The organism is Algoriphagus marinus, from assembly GCF_001936475.1.
In the GTDB taxonomy this organism is placed as follows: Bacteria; Bacteroidota; Bacteroidia; order Cytophagales; family Cyclobacteriaceae; genus Algoriphagus; species Algoriphagus marinus.
On the sequence record NZ_MSPQ01000002.1, the window covers coordinates 283,827 to 299,145 of the forward strand.

General features: G+C 36.6%; 12 protein-coding genes. 4 read left to right on the top strand and 8 right to left on the bottom strand.

Translation table 11 applies throughout. The features are described 5' to 3' along the window. Positions 1 to 31 precede the first annotated feature (31 nt). Positions 32 to 1,303, bottom strand: a complete 1,272-nt coding sequence (locus tag BVC88_RS05640; protein ID WP_075349675.1) for a restriction endonuclease subunit S — start codon at positions 1,301 to 1,303, stop codon at positions 32 to 34. After that, positions 1,294 to 3,717: a type I restriction-modification system subunit M gene (locus BVC88_RS05645; RefSeq protein WP_075349676.1), complete on the bottom strand. Its 2,424-nt coding sequence runs from the start codon at positions 3,715 to 3,717 to the stop codon at positions 1,294 to 1,296. Before BVC88_RS05645 ends, BVC88_RS05640 begins: the two co-directional genes overlap by 10 nt. Before the next feature lie 504 nt (positions 3,718 to 4,221). On the opposite strand from BVC88_RS05645, the gene BVC88_RS05650 reads away from it, so the two are divergent. Continuing rightward, complete coding sequence (locus BVC88_RS05650; protein ID WP_175574378.1) at positions 4,222 to 4,500, top strand: thermonuclease family protein; 279 nt, start codon at positions 4,222 to 4,224, stop codon at positions 4,498 to 4,500. Continuing rightward, the gene (locus tag BVC88_RS05655) at positions 4,383 to 4,877 is read left to right on the top strand and encodes an LA2681 family HEPN domain-containing protein (protein WP_175574386.1); all 495 of its coding nucleotides are present in this window, start codon (positions 4,383 to 4,385) and stop codon (positions 4,875 to 4,877) included. The genes BVC88_RS05650 and BVC88_RS05655 overlap by 118 nt, the downstream gene beginning before the upstream one ends. A gap of 134 nt (positions 4,878 to 5,011) precedes the next feature. Here the strand turns inward: BVC88_RS05655 and BVC88_RS05660 are convergent, their stop codons facing one another. Then, positions 5,012 to 6,067 (bottom strand): reverse transcriptase domain-containing protein, encoded by a 1,056-nt coding sequence (locus tag BVC88_RS05660; protein ID WP_175574379.1) that lies wholly within the window; start codon positions 6,065 to 6,067, stop codon positions 5,012 to 5,014. Between the two features lie 927 nt (positions 6,068 to 6,994). On the opposite strand from BVC88_RS05660, the gene BVC88_RS05665 reads away from it, so the two are divergent. Next, a complete protein-coding gene (locus BVC88_RS05665; RefSeq protein WP_075349679.1) occupies positions 6,995 to 8,161 on the top strand; it encodes a WYL domain-containing protein in 1,167 nt (388 codons plus the stop codon). On the opposite strand, the gene BVC88_RS05670 is transcribed toward BVC88_RS05665, so the two are convergent. Beyond that, positions 8,158 to 8,460: a hypothetical protein gene (locus BVC88_RS05670; protein ID WP_075349680.1), complete on the bottom strand. Its 303-nt coding sequence runs from the start codon at positions 8,458 to 8,460 to the stop codon at positions 8,158 to 8,160. The two genes, BVC88_RS05665 and BVC88_RS05670, sit on opposite strands and share 4 nt — an antisense overlap. Before the next feature lie 823 nt (positions 8,461 to 9,283). Here BVC88_RS05670 and BVC88_RS05680 point away from each other — a divergent pair. After that, entirely contained in the window at positions 9,284 to 9,934 is a 651-nt protein-coding gene (locus BVC88_RS05680) for a DUF6266 family protein (protein ID WP_075349682.1), read from the top strand. Between the two features lie 355 nt (positions 9,935 to 10,289). On the opposite strand, the gene BVC88_RS05685 is transcribed toward BVC88_RS05680, so the two are convergent. The 4 genes from BVC88_RS05685 to BVC88_RS05700 form a co-directional block, all read right to left on the bottom strand. Continuing rightward, complete coding sequence (locus BVC88_RS05685) at positions 10,290 to 11,048, bottom strand: DUF3575 domain-containing protein (RefSeq protein WP_175574380.1); 759 nt, start codon at positions 11,046 to 11,048, stop codon at positions 10,290 to 10,292. 297 nt (positions 11,049 to 11,345) lie between these two features. Further along, entirely contained in the window at positions 11,346 to 12,776 is a 1,431-nt protein-coding gene (locus tag BVC88_RS05690) for an MFS transporter (protein WP_075349684.1), read from the bottom strand. 169 nt (positions 12,777 to 12,945) lie between these two features. Then, a complete protein-coding gene (locus BVC88_RS05695; protein ID WP_075349685.1) occupies positions 12,946 to 13,947 on the bottom strand; it encodes a glycoside hydrolase family 2 TIM barrel-domain containing protein in 1,002 nt (333 codons plus the stop codon). A gap of 18 nt (positions 13,948 to 13,965) precedes the next feature. Next, positions 13,966 to 15,216, bottom strand: a complete 1,251-nt coding sequence (locus BVC88_RS05700; RefSeq protein ID WP_075349686.1) for a glycosyl hydrolase family 17 protein — start codon at positions 15,214 to 15,216, stop codon at positions 13,966 to 13,968. Between the last annotated feature and the right edge of the window lie 103 nt (positions 15,217 to 15,319).

The window sequence follows — 15,319 nt, forward strand, 5'->3', positions numbered from 1 at the left end:
CTATGTTATATCATATTACAAATTCGATCTTTCACACCAACCTTGTTTTACCCGTTAATAATTCTTGCATCATACCTTGTTTGATGTCTTGGTATTTTGCTTTTTTAGTTTCTAATTGTTCGATTTCAGCGTCCATATCGGAAAGGACAAGAGCAATGCGTTTTTGCTCTTCAAATAGAGGGACTTCTATGTTTATCTTTCCTAATGCACCTCTTGAAATTCGCTTATGTGTTGTACCACCAACTTTTTCAATAACTTTTTGAAACCAACCATTTGTTGTGAAAAGTTGAGATAAAAAATCTCTGTTAATTATTTCTGGATTACCTCTAAAAATTGACACATCAACAGAGGTTACCACTTTATCTTCGCCAATACTTGGCATTACACATGCTCTTCCAGCTGGTTCAGCAAGGCGACAAATCAATAAATCACCTTTAAGGACTTCTTTACAGTTTAACTTGTTAAATGATTCCTCCGAGATATACTTTTTATTTCCCTTATCCTTGAATACACCTATACCAATATTTCCAGTTTGAATTAATCTTACACCTTGAGATATGATGTATTCTGATTCAATCCAATCCCCATCATCAAATTGATTTTTTTTATTCTCAGCCAACTCAATTAAAGAAGTATTAATCCACTTCTCATTCGGTGTTAAAAGCTGCTGCATAGCACCTTGTTTAATGGCTTTCTTTTTGGTGATGAGTTTATCCAAATTGGCAATAAGGTCATCTACATCGCTTAATGCAGTGGCTATGGCTTTTTGTTCGGTGAGGGTTGGAGGGAGTGGGATTTGAAAAGATTTTAGAATACCAGCATTTAAAACGCCCATTGTTCCACCTTGCAATTTACTTTCAAGAAACTCTAAAGCTTTCGTTGACTTTAAAAAATGTGAAATATATTCTATGTGAAATTTAGTCTTGTCTACTGAAATCCTTAATAACCTAGGGTTGATAATTCCTTTTAAGGCATTATCAGGGATTACTAAAATCTTTCCAAAGGTCCCAACTAAGCTTAGTAAAATATCCCCTGGTATAACTTCACATGATTTAAGTTTTCTATACCTTTCTTGGTTTATAAAATAGTCACCATAGAACGCATCATTTTTTATAACTTGTTCTTGACCATAAATTTTATAACCTTCAGAAACATAATATTCTTTTTTCAATGAAGAACCAAAAGGACCAGCTTTTATAACAGGCCGTCCTGTTGCTCCTAATTCATTAAGGTCTAAGGAATCCCAATCCTCTGGAATCAACCCCAGTTCGGTTTTCTTGAATTTTGTTTTAGTTAACTCCATACCAATCCCATTTTTTCAAGGTGAGCACTTACTTTTTCTTTTAGGGCTTTGGTACTTGTGGTTAACTCTCCCAAAGTGTTTTCGTAGCGGTCAGCCAATTCCTTAATGCGTCCAGTTAAGCGTTGCGAGATGGCATCTATTTCACTTTGCATCAATGCACTTAATGAGGCAATCCATTTATCATCCATCACTAAGGTTCTTACTTCTGGTTCGGTAAGTAACCCAAACTGCTTTAAGGTTAAGTCATCCAAGGCTGTTTCTTTTGCTTTTATTTGTTTTTTAAGTTCCGCCTCTTCGGTGAAGAGTTTCAACAAAGCGTTTGCCATGGTCAAGGCTTCTTTTTCATCTCGGTTGCCTTTAATCTCTTTAATGAATTGGGCAAGTGTTGTTTTGGTAATACTTCCTTTATCGTTGGTAGCATCACTCAACAAACCTTCATCACCCCCATGTTCTTCTTGGTAAGTAGTTATTTCGGCTTGAATACTTTCAAGTTTTGCCATTAGGTCATACAACTCACTTTGTTCAGCAGCCAAATATTTGTCTATTACCAATTGCTTCGGGATAAGGTCGCAAGTCCAGCCTTTATCTACCTCTTTCCCTTTTTGGTTTTTCTCTAGCACTCGTTTGGTTTTGGCAACCCATCCATCTTCCACCAACAGGTACACATCATCTTTCATGATCTCGTTCCAATAATCCATCAAGTGTTGGTACATGTTGTATTTATCTACCAATGGCCTATCGTGGTATTCATCCAAAAGTGCTTCGGAAACCAAATGAGCCAACTTTTTAGGAGCAGTAGTATCGTTTATACCTTGCAATTCTTGGTACACTTTATCCTTCCATGAAGTAAATACGGCATTCAGTTTATCGCTATAGCCTGTAAATTCTGGATGATTGTAAATGGTGTTTTTAATTTCAGTCGCTTCTACATTTAGTTTGGAATAACCCTCTCTTAATGGAGCAAATAAATCCGCTTTAAGGCTTGGGTAAACCTCCCAGTAGCGATTCAGCCCTTCAATGTCTTTATTTGGAATACCACCACTTAAATGTGCATTCAGGTCTTGTATATCTTCTTCCTCTTGGGTATCGATGTATCGTGGGATGTTGAGGTTGAACTCGTTCTTTTCAATTTCTTCAAAAGGGACAAATCGAGCGTATTTATCCACTGGTTTTTGGAAGTTGAACACATCCACAATTTTGTGAAGGTCCTGTTCTCGCAAACGGTTTTTGTTTCCATCTTTTATGTAGCCTTTGCTGGCATCAATCATAAAGATGCCCTTGCGTTCTTCTGTGTTTTCTTTATCAATCACAATAATACAGGCAGGAATACCTGTACCATAAAACAAGTTGGCAGGTAGTCCGATGATACCTTTTATCCATTTGCGTTCAATGATGTTTTTTCGAATTTCAGCTTCTGCATTTCCTCTAAATAGAACACCATGAGGTAGAATAATAGCACCTTTACCAGTGCTTTTTAAAGAAGCCAAAATGTGTAGTAAAAAGGCATAGTCACCATTCTTATCTGGCGGCACCCCAAAACCTCTAAAACGATTATACTCATCATCCAGTGGCACAATACCACTGTCCCAATTCTTTACAGAAAAAGGAGGATTGGCAACCACAAAGTCAAAACGTTTCAGCTTTCCATTTTCTGTAAACTGAGGTGATGATATCGTATTCTTTCCAGCAATAGCAGCCTCTGGATAACCATGCAGCCACATGTTCATAATTGCCAAACCTTTGGTACCTACATCCTTTTCTTGACCGTATAAGGTCAAACCATTAGGTGCTTCACCAGCAACTTTTAACAATAGAGAACCAGAACCACAGGTTGGGTCATAAGCAGTGTAAGAAGGCTTATCAGCTTTATGTACATCAATGACTTTAGATAGTATTCTAGATACCTCAGCTGGTGTATAAAATTGTCCTTTGCTCTTGCCAGATTCCGTAGCAAAGTGACGCATCAAAAACTCATACGCATCACCCAGTACATCATCATCTTCTGCACGGTTGTTTTTAAAGTTCAGAGCAGGATTCTCAAAAATGGCAATCAGCTTAGACAGTAAATCTACCTTCTCCTTACCGCTACCTAGTTTTTCATCATCGTTGAAATCGACAATTTCCAATGAACCTTCTAATCCATTGGAAGCAAATAATGGTCTAAGTATTTCTTTGTTGATTCGGTCACCAATATCTGGTTGATTCTTAAGAGCCACCATATCATCAAAAGAAGCCCCTTGAGGGATTTCAATCAAACTCATTGGATTGCCAGCATACTTATCGGACACATACTTCACAAAAAGCATGGTGAGCACGTAATCTTTATACTGGGAAGCATCCATGCCACCAGTTCCTCTTAACTTGTCACAGCTTTCCCAAAGACTGCTGTATAATTCCGATTTCTTTATTGCCATTTGTTATTAATTCTCCTCTTTATTTGAGATTCCTAATTGTCTATCATCGTTTTGTAGCTTTTCTTACTTTTTAGGCAGCCGCTATTTTACCTACTAGTCTTGTCTACTATAACCCAGAGTGTGTTTTTAGTGGCTTGGCGCATTTCAGAAAAATAGATGATGTTTAAAAATAAGAGTTTAATTTGAAATTCTTTAAACCACTGATCAAAGTATCTGGACATCATTAAAATATTCCCTGTATTAGCTTTGAAGCGTCTAAAGAACTACAAATTCTTCTTGGAACACAACTGGGCTTGCATATTCTTCAGTTATAAAGAGCAGCCAACTTTCCCTCCTTCTTACATGTATAAATTACAACACTCAACCATTAGCCCTTCTTAGCATAGCAATAAAAGGAATTCCAACCAAGATTAAATCGGTAATCACCAATCAAGCAGGAAGCAAACTATATTTGAAAACAATCTAAATTTTGACGCTATAAAAAGTAGCCCCTTGAAGACAAAAGTGATTAATATACTCCGTTGGCCAATAGCGCTCCTTTTTTTAGTTATTTTCTCAGCCCATTCTATCGCTCAAAACAAATCAGAGTTCTTAGAAATCGCAAAATTTGTAGACGGAGATACTTTTTGGGTGAGGAACCCTAATGGGAAAGATGAAAAGATAAGATTAATTGGAGTGAATACTCCAGAAGCAAGAAATACAGGAAGAACCCAAATCGAGTACTTTGGAAAAGAAGCTTCGACTACGCGGAATTCTTCTTTAATCTTGAAAAGATCAAAATAGCCTATAGATTGATTTATTCGCTTTTTGTCAAAATCTCCTACTTACTAAATAGTTATTTTAGAGTTGGTATTGAAAAAAACAAATCCAGCTCTAGAGTTCTATGGCACGAACCAAATAAGGATAGGCCTTTACGCACAATTTTTACTGAAACCCGCAATGAAGCATTTAAGGGACTTTATTGGTTGTATAAAGATCTATTTAATAAAGATGAAGCACATAACGAAGTGATTGATCCTGAAGCAAAAGAATTTGCTGAAAACCGCAATTTCCTTGAATATAAATCTTTTAAGGTGACACAAGGGTTCCCCTTCAGTTTGTATGATCCTGACGATTTAGTTTATTCTATTGACCAAACAATTTTAAAGAAAAAACATTGAAACAGATGAAACTAGATAGATCAGCAATCATTTACACAAGCTTAGCGATTAATTTTGAAGAGCAAAACAAGGAACTAAAACCAACTTTTCCATTTTCTTTACCCACGATTGAATTTAAAAATAAAACATGACTTTCAACTTTCCATTCTCCTTTTTAAGGTAGAATTAAAAATTTTCCTATGATTTCTCAGTTGATTTGCAATTGCAGGCTCACCCATGATCCTTGATGCTCTTTTGACGTAGGAGAAATAGTTGCCCTTCATTGGTTTGGGAATCACTTTGGATTTATAAACGTATTCGCCAAATCTATTTTTTGTAAGAGATATTCTTCTTGTCCGGACTTTATATCTCTCTAGATCAGAATTAGAATATATGCGGTACAGTTGTCTAAAAAATACTGCTGGCTTTTCGCGCATCTGATCCGGCTCCAATTTGGCAGAAACTTTTGTCTTCCTTTTTATTGAAACCTTCATTCTTCTATAAAATTTAGAAAGGTTTTTTGCTGCTATTAAGGTCCTATCTCCATAATAGTCAAATCCCAAGTAATTTAGTGGATAGTTGTATGAGAAGCTCCCCTCTTTAAATTTCAATGATCCTTTCACTGAACCATTCTTTCCCTTTGCAAAATGAAAAACTTCTGTTTTATCCTCGCTTATTGCAATGAAATATTTTGAAATTAAGCTCATTACAAGTTCTTCAACCTTTGATTCATGTTGACAGTCCGTTACTATTATTATGTCATCTGAATACCTACGATAAAAACCTCCTAATTCCTTAACTACCTCGTGAATAATATTTTGGTCAAATTCTAATAAATAAAGATTAGCTAAAACGGAGGAAATTGGAAGTCCTTGTGGTATTCCAATTTTTTTATTATTAACCTTGGATCGGAAGGGATTTCTAAAAATTTTCACCTCACCTTGTTTCACCGCTTTTCTGAATTCATCATGCGATCCAAAATAGCTTTCAATCCCATGTTTTCGAATTTGGCTTAACTTTTTTTCATCAAATCCACTTCTGCTCCCAAATCTTTTTTTGCTCTTTCGAAGGTCATCCTTTAAAATATAGGAAAAGTTTGTTGCCGCTCGAAATACTTTGTAATGGTCTAATGGTAATGATTCCTTTCCTAGAATTTTTGCCCATGAAATTTTCAGGTATTGATGCTCAATAGAGCTAAAGAATTTTTCCAAGTCAAATTTCAAAACCGCACAGGATCCTTTTAAAAGAGCCTGCTTCTTAATTTCCGAAAATACTTCATGCGCAAAATGAATCGTGCTTTTTCCTCTTTCTGGATCCTCAGGATTATAGATTTTTCGATATGCAGTAATGGCTTCAGAAAGATTTGGATCTTCTTGCAAGACATTTTCATACTGAATCTGGAGTTTCTGGGCATAATAGCCAAAAATCAAACTGTCTATGTGGGTTGCAAAATGTAATGGTCTTTTCTTTGCAGTTGGTCCTTTAATAGGATCCACATGTGACCTTTTCCCAGCTGGCCTACATTTCTTATACCGCCTTTCCTCAATAACAGCATGCAAAAGTGGAAAAAAACCATGTTTACTCACAAATTTAGGATTTGTGATTTTTGATAAATATTCTTTCTGTTTCCCTATAACATCCAATTTGGGAGTGAGGTGGTAATATCCACGTTTTTTAAGCCATAGGGAATTGTCTATCATATTTTGGTATAAAAATCCCTGCGGGGACGGCGTACCAGAACTCCAATAATCATACTCTCCATAAGGAGTGGGATCAGCGCCCAAATTCTTGAGCCACGCTGTATTTCAATTATGTTATTAAGAAAACTAAGAAACTCATGAAACCAATAAAGGTCTATAAGCTAATAAGCTATCTATTTGTATGGACATTAGCTCTGTACCTAGATCCAGCAAGTACACTATGGTACTTTATCTGCTCTACTCCCTCAATGGGATTTAGAAAGAAAATCTGTAAATTCAGGAACTATTTATTAAGCAATTACCAACCGATGCCACTTTTGGCAAAGTCAACTCTTTTTAAAGAGATGTACGATCCCAGCCAGACGACTATTATCTGCTTTTCCCCGCAAGGACAGGAATTTAAAATTTTTAACTCAATAAGCCTAATTTTAACAATATATGATCACACTTTCAATTGGAGATACAGTAGCATTTAAGTCTCATCCTTACCACTCCACTTCTGATGGAAAACTCATCACTTCTGAAATAATTGGTGAACACCTTATGACACCTCCCCTAATGGTGGTGATTGAAACTTTGCATCATTTCAAAGGAAGTTATGATGATAAATCTGGGAATGAGATATTACCTAAGAAAAGTCACAGTGCAAAATGCCTTTGGTATAATTCTAGTCTTCATCAATTCGAAGAAACTTGGATACATCAAAATGAGCTAAAAAAATTACCGTGTGAATCTGATCCTTCACCTATTAATTCAGAAGAATATAATGATTGGAAAGCCTTTAAATCTAGACTAGTTTCCCTTAAGACTTTAAAACAAGAACTTGGAAAAGAAAAAAGATCTATACGGAAGGAAGGAGCTAATAAAAGAGACCAAGTAACCCACTATCTCGAATTTGTTAGTCCAGTTATGGAATTGCTCGAAATAAAGAAGTTTGAAATAAAGGAGGCACAATTTGATCCCAAAAATGGTGAGCGAAAAAAGGGATTCCCTAAGTTTGTAGCAAAGTGCAAATGGTACAATCCAAAAGGAAGTAAATATTCTGAAAGATTCATTCCATTAGAAGCCCTAAATCTCATCCCAGAAATTGAAATAGAAAAATTCGATCTTATTTCAAAAATAAAAGATGAAGGAATATTTATCTATCTTCCAGAAACTAATAAAAAATATTTATTCAAACCAAATATCCTTTTCAAATCAGGCTACTATTATCTTACTGGATACAACTTATTAAGTAATGAGCAGGCTTCAGTTCTTTTAGTCAATGATCAAACCCTAATTATGGTTGAAAATCCTTTTGACGACAATTGGCCTAAATTTGATGCTGCCAACAAGCTCATACAAAAAGAAGACTTTATAAAGGCAAATTTAAAGGAAGAGTATTGGATTATAAAATATGAGAACTACCATGGAGAGGTAACCACAAGAACAATTGTACCTAAATCAATCGGGACAGATGAAGTTCTGTTAGAGGGTGTTAAATCAACAGTTAACTACTTGATTGCTGATTGCCAACTCAGGAACGCTGAAAGAAATTTTCGATTCGAAAGAATCAGATCGATACAGGTAATTAAACTTCCTGAAATTCCCGCCTCAATTGCTTAAAAGTTATCGCAATAAGGGGATTTTGGTTTAGGCCAGTTTTCATTTATCACATTATACACTCTGGTTACCCATGCATCATCTTTTGAAGCATTTTCACCGACATAGCCATTAAATGCTCCATTTGTTTCAATTCTGAAAATAATTCCCTCTAAGTTTCTATTTCCCACATCTTTAGAGAGAAATAGAAAACCATCTTTTGTAACTCTAAATTGTGTATGAACAGTATCATCTTCTGAAGCAACTAAGGAGCGGACAGTTTCGATGGTAAATTCTTTTGGATTATTTAAATTTATTTTCATAATGCAATAGTAAAATTATTTATTTAGTTTACAATCTATTTATCTCCGATATAGTCTCTTCTAATAACATGGGCACACTTTCGTCTTCCAAACTTGAATATGTAACCTTTCTACCCGATACGACATCTACTTCTACACAAAATGATTTATTTATATAATACTTATCAGAAAAGTATTTATTCAAATATCTATAAATAATATCAGTAAACATATCAAGTTCGGTAGTATCATAACCATTCAATTTGGCTACAAACCAAATCGCCATCCTCTCGGCGTAATCAAATCGATCTTGATGACTGGGAGGGATCTGTAATTCCACCCTAATATCCATACCAATTTGCAGTTGGTTATTTTACTCACTGTTACAAAAAAAGTCATAATCACAATGACGATTGAGGTTGGTTTAATTTTTTCTAGGTCAATATTCATTTATCAAGGTTTTAAACAATCCATATTCCAAAATTCTCTTTCCTTTTTCTGATTGAACTCTCATTATAAGGATTGTTGTAATTCTATTTCCGGAATTTCGTCATATGTATGCCCATTAAGCTCGTTTGGGGCTTTCTTTTTATTTTATCCTCTCCTGCATCTCCCTCCAACAATCCCAAGTCAAGAAGAAGATAAAAAGTAAGTTTATTTAGGGTTTATAGAGGGATTTGTCAGGTTTTCTTTAGGGTAAGTACCATTCCATAATAACTGAACCCTATCTAAAGCTTTTCTAATTACTCTTACATTCATTAAGTTACAATAACTGACAATTTGTTTGGTGTTTACTTTTTTCTAACTTAAGGTTATCGTTGATTGACCCTTAAACTTTTAAGCCATGGCCACCTTATCTGATCAAAACCTTATTTTACCAAAGGGAAAACTTGGCAATCTAGTTTTCTATACCCTCAATGGCAAAACGGTGGTTCGCAGCAAACCATCCGGTAATCATAAAAACAAATACAATCCCAGCCCACTTCAATTGATTCAGCGGCAAAAGCTGACTAAAATCAATACTTTTTTGAAGCCGATCAAGCAAGTCTTGGATTTTGGCTATCAGCTATTTCTAACCCAAAGTAAAAAGGGAATGCATTGGGCCTTTTCTGAACTCAGTGCAAAAGGCTATAATCATACTTTGGAGACTAAAATCGATCCTTCCTTTCTAAAGATAAGCAAGGGAAACCTTTTGAGACCTGAAGATTCACAGCTAAGGTTAGAAGGGGGTACTATCCAAATCACCTGGAAAGACAATTCATTTGAAGGGAATGCCAGGGCAAATGATGAAGTCTCGGTGCTTTGCTACAATGTAGAAGAGAAAAGGTATAAATGGTTTCAGGGCTTGACCCGAAGAAATGCGATACAGGCGCAGGTTCCATTTGATATTGAGCTGGGGAGAGGATCATGGCATATTTATCTGACATTTGCTCAGGAAAATGCAAAAACAAGGCAATACCTTCTGTCTGATTCAGTGTATTTGGGAAGAATTTAGGATAAAAAATGCTATCGTAAAGATTACTCAATTTTTATCTCTTTAAATCATAATTTATAAGAAAGCCATCCAATTAGTTGGATGGCTCTTCTGATTTTAACGGTTTCCTCCACCACGCTTTTTGCGGGGCTTGTGGTCCTTTGAGGGAGGATACCCTGTAAAAGTAAAGCTCAGAGCGATGCCCTGAGCTTTTTTGTATTTAGGTAACCTACCCTTGCTTGAGTAATCTAAAAGAATGTTTTATTAAATAGATTTTCAATAGGTTAATTCCAGCTTCAATTTACCGCTAAGTGCAGCATTAGGCATAAAAGATGTTCTCAAAATCAATACCATGTAAACAGGAGATTAAAGCTCCTTACTTCTTTTTCAAATTCTTGTATTTCCCAAACCTATATCCGATCAGGAATTGATACTTATAACCAAGAGACCAAGTATTCAGTCGACCGGATGAATTCAATTCCTCTTCATTAAGAAAATCTTCTAGCAGTGGAAATTTTTCAATTAAAGCTTGAAGGATTTCATCTTGAACATCTTCCGGATCAAAATTAAAATCACCTTCTAACTGTGTCTTGAAATTATATTTTGAAACGGAAGGCCCAACTAAAACCAAATCTATAGACCAGCGATCATTGAAAACAAATTGATATCCCAACTGCGCTCCTATACTAAAGATATTTATTCTTGATCTCATGTCTGCCTCTTCAAGCACATCAGAACCAGAGTAGACTATTCCTTGGTCCGACTTGAAACCAAGAGAAGTAACATAGGGACCGATATAAACACCTCTAGGAGCCGCAAATTTATTTTCTTTTTTCAGGTAAAATCGGTACTCCGCACCTACCCTGTATCCACTCCGATTTATATCTCTCTCCCCTTCAATGTACTGACCTAAATTAATTATTTTGGGAAATTCTTGATAGCCCAAAGTCACCACATAGCTTTGGTTTTGTTTGACAACTCGCTCAAATGAAACATTATAGTGGTTGGAATAAATCAAATTGCCTGTAAAATCGATCTTAATGGTATTCCGTCGCAAGCTCATCATTGTACTGTCTTGAGCATTGGAAAATTGTGAAGAGAATACGGCCAAAATAAGAAAAAGGAAAAGTCTCATATTTAGGAAAGATTGGTGGATCATGTTTGCTTCTTAAAGTAAGAACTTTCTCCCTAAAAAAATTTGAAGATCAGACCAGATTTCATAGTGATAAAAGTCATGTTTCATCAAATTGAGGAGATATATTCCTCATTTTCAGATTTATATGACACCATTTTTAATCCGTGTATTGTATTCAGAAAAATTCGGCAAGAATATAGTTCAGCGCAACTTGATTTGATAGTCTAGGTTTTCTCCAAAAAAATAACCTGCCCGAATACTCAAGCAGGTTAAAAGCAAAACCAAGAAACTTAGATTTTACAATCTTCCTCTTCGTTTCACCAATTCTTTTCTGATTTCATTTGCCTTGTCCTCTGTGATATTATAATTCCACATGGTAAGAATGGCTAACAAAGCAGTCACTACTGGAACAATCACATCCGCGATTCTGAGATTAGTTAAAGTCTCCATGGTTTGGGTAGGCATATTCTGATCCCAACCTACAATAGATAAGATCAAACCACTAAGCCCAAGCGCAAGTGCAGAACCTATTTTCACCATCAACCAATACACTGCTCCAAAGGTCCCTTCTTTTCTAGGCATACCATTATTCAGTTCATCCAGGTCACAAAGATCCGCAGTCATACTCATCATCAGCGTAAAGAGTCCGCCAATTCCAAAAGACATAAATGGCACTTGAATAAACATTAGCCAGATGATGTCTGGGTTAAATCCCCACCATTTCATACTATATCCAATTATTGAAATGAATGTTGAAATAATAAAGGCATTCTTTTTCCCCCATTTCTCAGCCATTTTGGTAATGATTGGAATCACCAAAAACATGGTAGAAGCCGCTGCCAAAGTATTGTACCAAGCAGGCCACTGCCCAGCTGCTCCATAGTCTCCATTAAACATGTAATAAACGATGATAAATAGCGAGAACTGCGCAATAATCTGAAAGCCATTAAACACTAAAAAGGTAGCTCCGCACACTCTTAAAAATTGCTTATTAATTAAAATCTCTTTCATTCCTTTGAAGAGATTCAACATATTTTTCTTGAAGTCTTTCAGAGATAGATCGGATCTGCCAGTGAGATTCGTCTGATCTATTTCCTTGCAAAGAAAAGCAGGAAGCAAGGCCAGAAACAGGCATGCTACCCCAGTAATAACTGCGACGGTTCTTACCCCTTCTGTTTGGGTAGGGAATATATTCGGCTGTGCAATCACCCACCAAATCCAAGGTGCTATCATCCATGCCAATTGCCCAATGATTTGAGATGATGCCATTAGACGTGTCCGCTCATTGTAATCCGAGGTCATTTCGTAACCCAAGCCTATTAAGGGGGTTGCAAAAATCGTATAGCCTATATAAAAGACAAATGACAAAAGAAGAATGTACCAAAAATGAAAAGTGGATGAATCCTCCGGGTTTAATTGCCACATGATGATAAATGTGATCCCTGTGATAAAAGCCCCAAGGAAAATGTATGGCTTTCTCCTCCCCCATTTGGATCTGGTATTATCGGTGATATATCCCATGATTGGATCAGTGATGGCATCCAAAAGTCTAGGAATTGAGGACAATAAAGCTGCATCCAGCGGATCCATTTTATAAGCCACGACCAAGTAGTACATGAACGCTCCAAGCGCTGCTGGAAAAAGTTGATTTGCTAAATTTCCTGCTCCAAAGGCAAATTTCTGCATTAAAGGAACGATGTCCTCGGGAGCGGTTTTGTAATGGGACATATTTTGGGTTTAAGGTTATTTAATTAAAGAAAATGAAGTACTCAAAAATCATTTAGTTTTTCAATATTTTGACAATCAACAAGTTTCTAAGATATAGGAAAAATTCAAAAAAATTAATCCTTTAGAATGATTCACATTGGGTTTAATTCCGTTTTAAACACTGTAAACCTTATCGATCATAAGCCTCTTTTACTACTTCAAAGGATAACTTTTTATTTCTGTCAACATCTACAATCCCCCAGTATTCTTCGTTGGGAGTTCCATCATAAGGAACTCCGCTACTATTGGGAGCCCAACCTCCAGGGTCAAGTACAGCAGGGTTACCAGCTTTCCACAGCTCATCCGAAAATGCAAATAGTGCTACTCCGGATCCTACTGCTTGATTCGCAAAGACAGATTTCAAAATATTTCTATTCGCTTCCGCCTGGGCTTTCTCATTTACCCCCTGTTCATATCCCGCTTTGGAGATGGCCATGTAGCTATCCCCTCCTGCTTCTGACAAATACATCGGCTTAGTGCTAATTGCTTCCCATTCTCGGAATAAATCACTTGGATCATCCCATCTATAGACATTCATCCCCCAGACATCAATTTCTGTCCCCATACTGAGCGCCAGCGAATCAGGTAGATCGCCATGCGCAGTGGTTACAGGATGACTTGGATCAGTTTCATGAATCAGTTTCGCAGCATCATTCATGGCCTTGTACCAATTCTTAATATCATTTTCAAACCACTGAGGATGATAATTGTACTCATTTCCCACCTCCCACATTAGGATAGCATTGTGATCTTTAAATCTGTTGACATAATCAATGAAAGTCCCAGAGAGAATATCAAATTTACCATCCTGATTGTACCCAAAACCGATGATCACTTTCATCCCCACCCTATCCATTTCATCCAATACAGCTTTTTCCTCTATAGGCGAATAAACCCGGATAGTATTGATTCCTGCCTCTTTCATAAGGGCTAAATCTTCAGTGAGCGGTTTAAAATTTCTGGCGGTATCCCCTTTAGCAACCGGGTTGTAACAAATACCCTTGATAAAATAAGGTGATTCATTTACAAGTATTTTTCTGCCCTCAAGACTTATTTGGTCTTTTACTTTTTCAGAAGTGCAGGCAATAGAGCTAAGAAAAAATAGAAATAGCAGTTTCGAATAGTTGTTCATTTTGTTTGAGTTCAATTATTAATCCTTGGAAGGGGGTACTAAAACATCCTGCATCAGTGAATCGAAATTTCCATTGTACGTTTTGGTGATTTTTTCGCCACCACGAGTCAAGCCCTCATACCTGCCTTCATCCACCATATCCCAAAGCGGATATTTTGCCTGGCCTGATAAATTGATCAACCCAAAATGATTTTCGGATCCCTCAGGATTTTTTGCATCCTTCCATTGTTCGTCAAAAGCTTCAAAATAAAAGCATGAAATACCCTCGGCATTAGTCCATTCTCTCATATGTTGATAATATAAAGCTTGCTTGTATTCATCTGTTGCTCTAGACCCTTCAGGCCCATAAAACCCGTCGGAAACTGTAGCCCAGCCAGTTTCTCCGATATGAATGGATTTTTCCACTCCTATACTTTTCATATAAGATCGAACGGAATCATATTGTGACTTTGCAAAATCTCTTGCCCGAATCATAGCCGCATCAATTTTCTCTTTTTCAGAAAGGCTAGCTAGGCTATCACTTTCCAACCAAAAATCAGGGTTATAGTGGGTATTATGATAGGGATAAGTATGCATAGACACAAAATCCACTGCCTTGTAAAGTGCTACCAAATCATCTGTATGGTAAGAGGCGTCACCTCCTCCCCATGAGGAAAAATCATCTGAACTGCTGATCCAAATATCAGCTGGAAGTCCTCCGCTTTTTTTCAGGTCCTGAAGATGATTGACCCATTTTAAAATGTATTTAGATTGGACAAAATAACTGGTTGCCCACCTTACCATAGCCTCATTTCCTACGGCTATCATTTTTACAATGTCAGGATATTGATTGGCCAGTTTTACTGCTCTTTCTATTTCCCCTGCGTTTGCTGGGCTTTCTGCTTCATGATTGGGTGCTAGGTCAGTCCATGCATTTTCACAGTCTATCCAGGCACCCATCATTACATACATTTCAAAATCAGGATCCTCGGATTTCATTTGAGAAATGGCTTCCAAAAGATTGGGCACTTCCATGAATTGAACGTTATACGTTCGAAGCACTTTAATATTCATTGCCTCCAGAATTCTCAAATCTTCTTTGAGTTCTTCTATAGTTGGTTGAACATCCCGGCTTTTTGCCCTGTACCCACCATAGGAAATGGCCTGATACTTAGGATTTCCTAAGATATCAGCTGCTGTAACACCATTTTTTACCTCTGCCTTTTGACTACAACTCAAAAACACAAAACTGAATAAACAACCTATCAGAAAGTTAAATCCTGTTTTCATATGTTTATATTTTGATTTTTAGCGGTCATATGGAATGCCCTAAATAATCCTTCCCCTGTGTGAGAACTTTTCTCATGGGCATTTCATGTGTTTATAATTTGTT

Bases quoted from the DNA above. Each gene is read 5' to 3' on its own strand.
- BVC88_RS05665 (WP_075349679.1), top strand. From the start codon at position 6,995: ATGATCACACTTTCAATTGGAGATACAGTAGCATTTAAGTCTCATCCT.
- BVC88_RS05645 (WP_075349676.1), bottom strand. From the start codon at position 3,717: ATGGCAATAAAGAAATCGGAATTATACAGCAGTCTTTGGGAAAGCTGT.
- BVC88_RS05690 (WP_075349684.1), bottom strand. From the start codon at position 12,776: ATGTCCCATTACAAAACCGCTCCCGAGGACATCGTTCCTTTAATGCAG.
- BVC88_RS05640 (WP_075349675.1), bottom strand. From the start codon at position 1,303: ATGGAGTTAACTAAAACAAAATTCAAGAAAACCGAACTGGGGTTGATT.
- BVC88_RS05685 (WP_175574380.1), bottom strand. From the start codon at position 11,048: ATGAGACTTTTCCTTTTTCTTATTTTGGCCGTATTCTCTTCACAATTT.
- BVC88_RS05670 (WP_075349680.1), bottom strand. From the start codon at position 8,460: ATGAAAATAAATTTAAATAATCCAAAAGAATTTACCATCGAAACTGTC.
- BVC88_RS05700 (WP_075349686.1), bottom strand. From the start codon at position 15,216: ATGAAAACAGGATTTAACTTTCTGATAGGTTGTTTATTCAGTTTTGTG.
- BVC88_RS05680 (WP_075349682.1), top strand. From the start codon at position 9,284: ATGGCCACCTTATCTGATCAAAACCTTATTTTACCAAAGGGAAAACTT.
- BVC88_RS05695 (WP_075349685.1), bottom strand. From the start codon at position 13,947: ATGAACAACTATTCGAAACTGCTATTTCTATTTTTTCTTAGCTCTATT.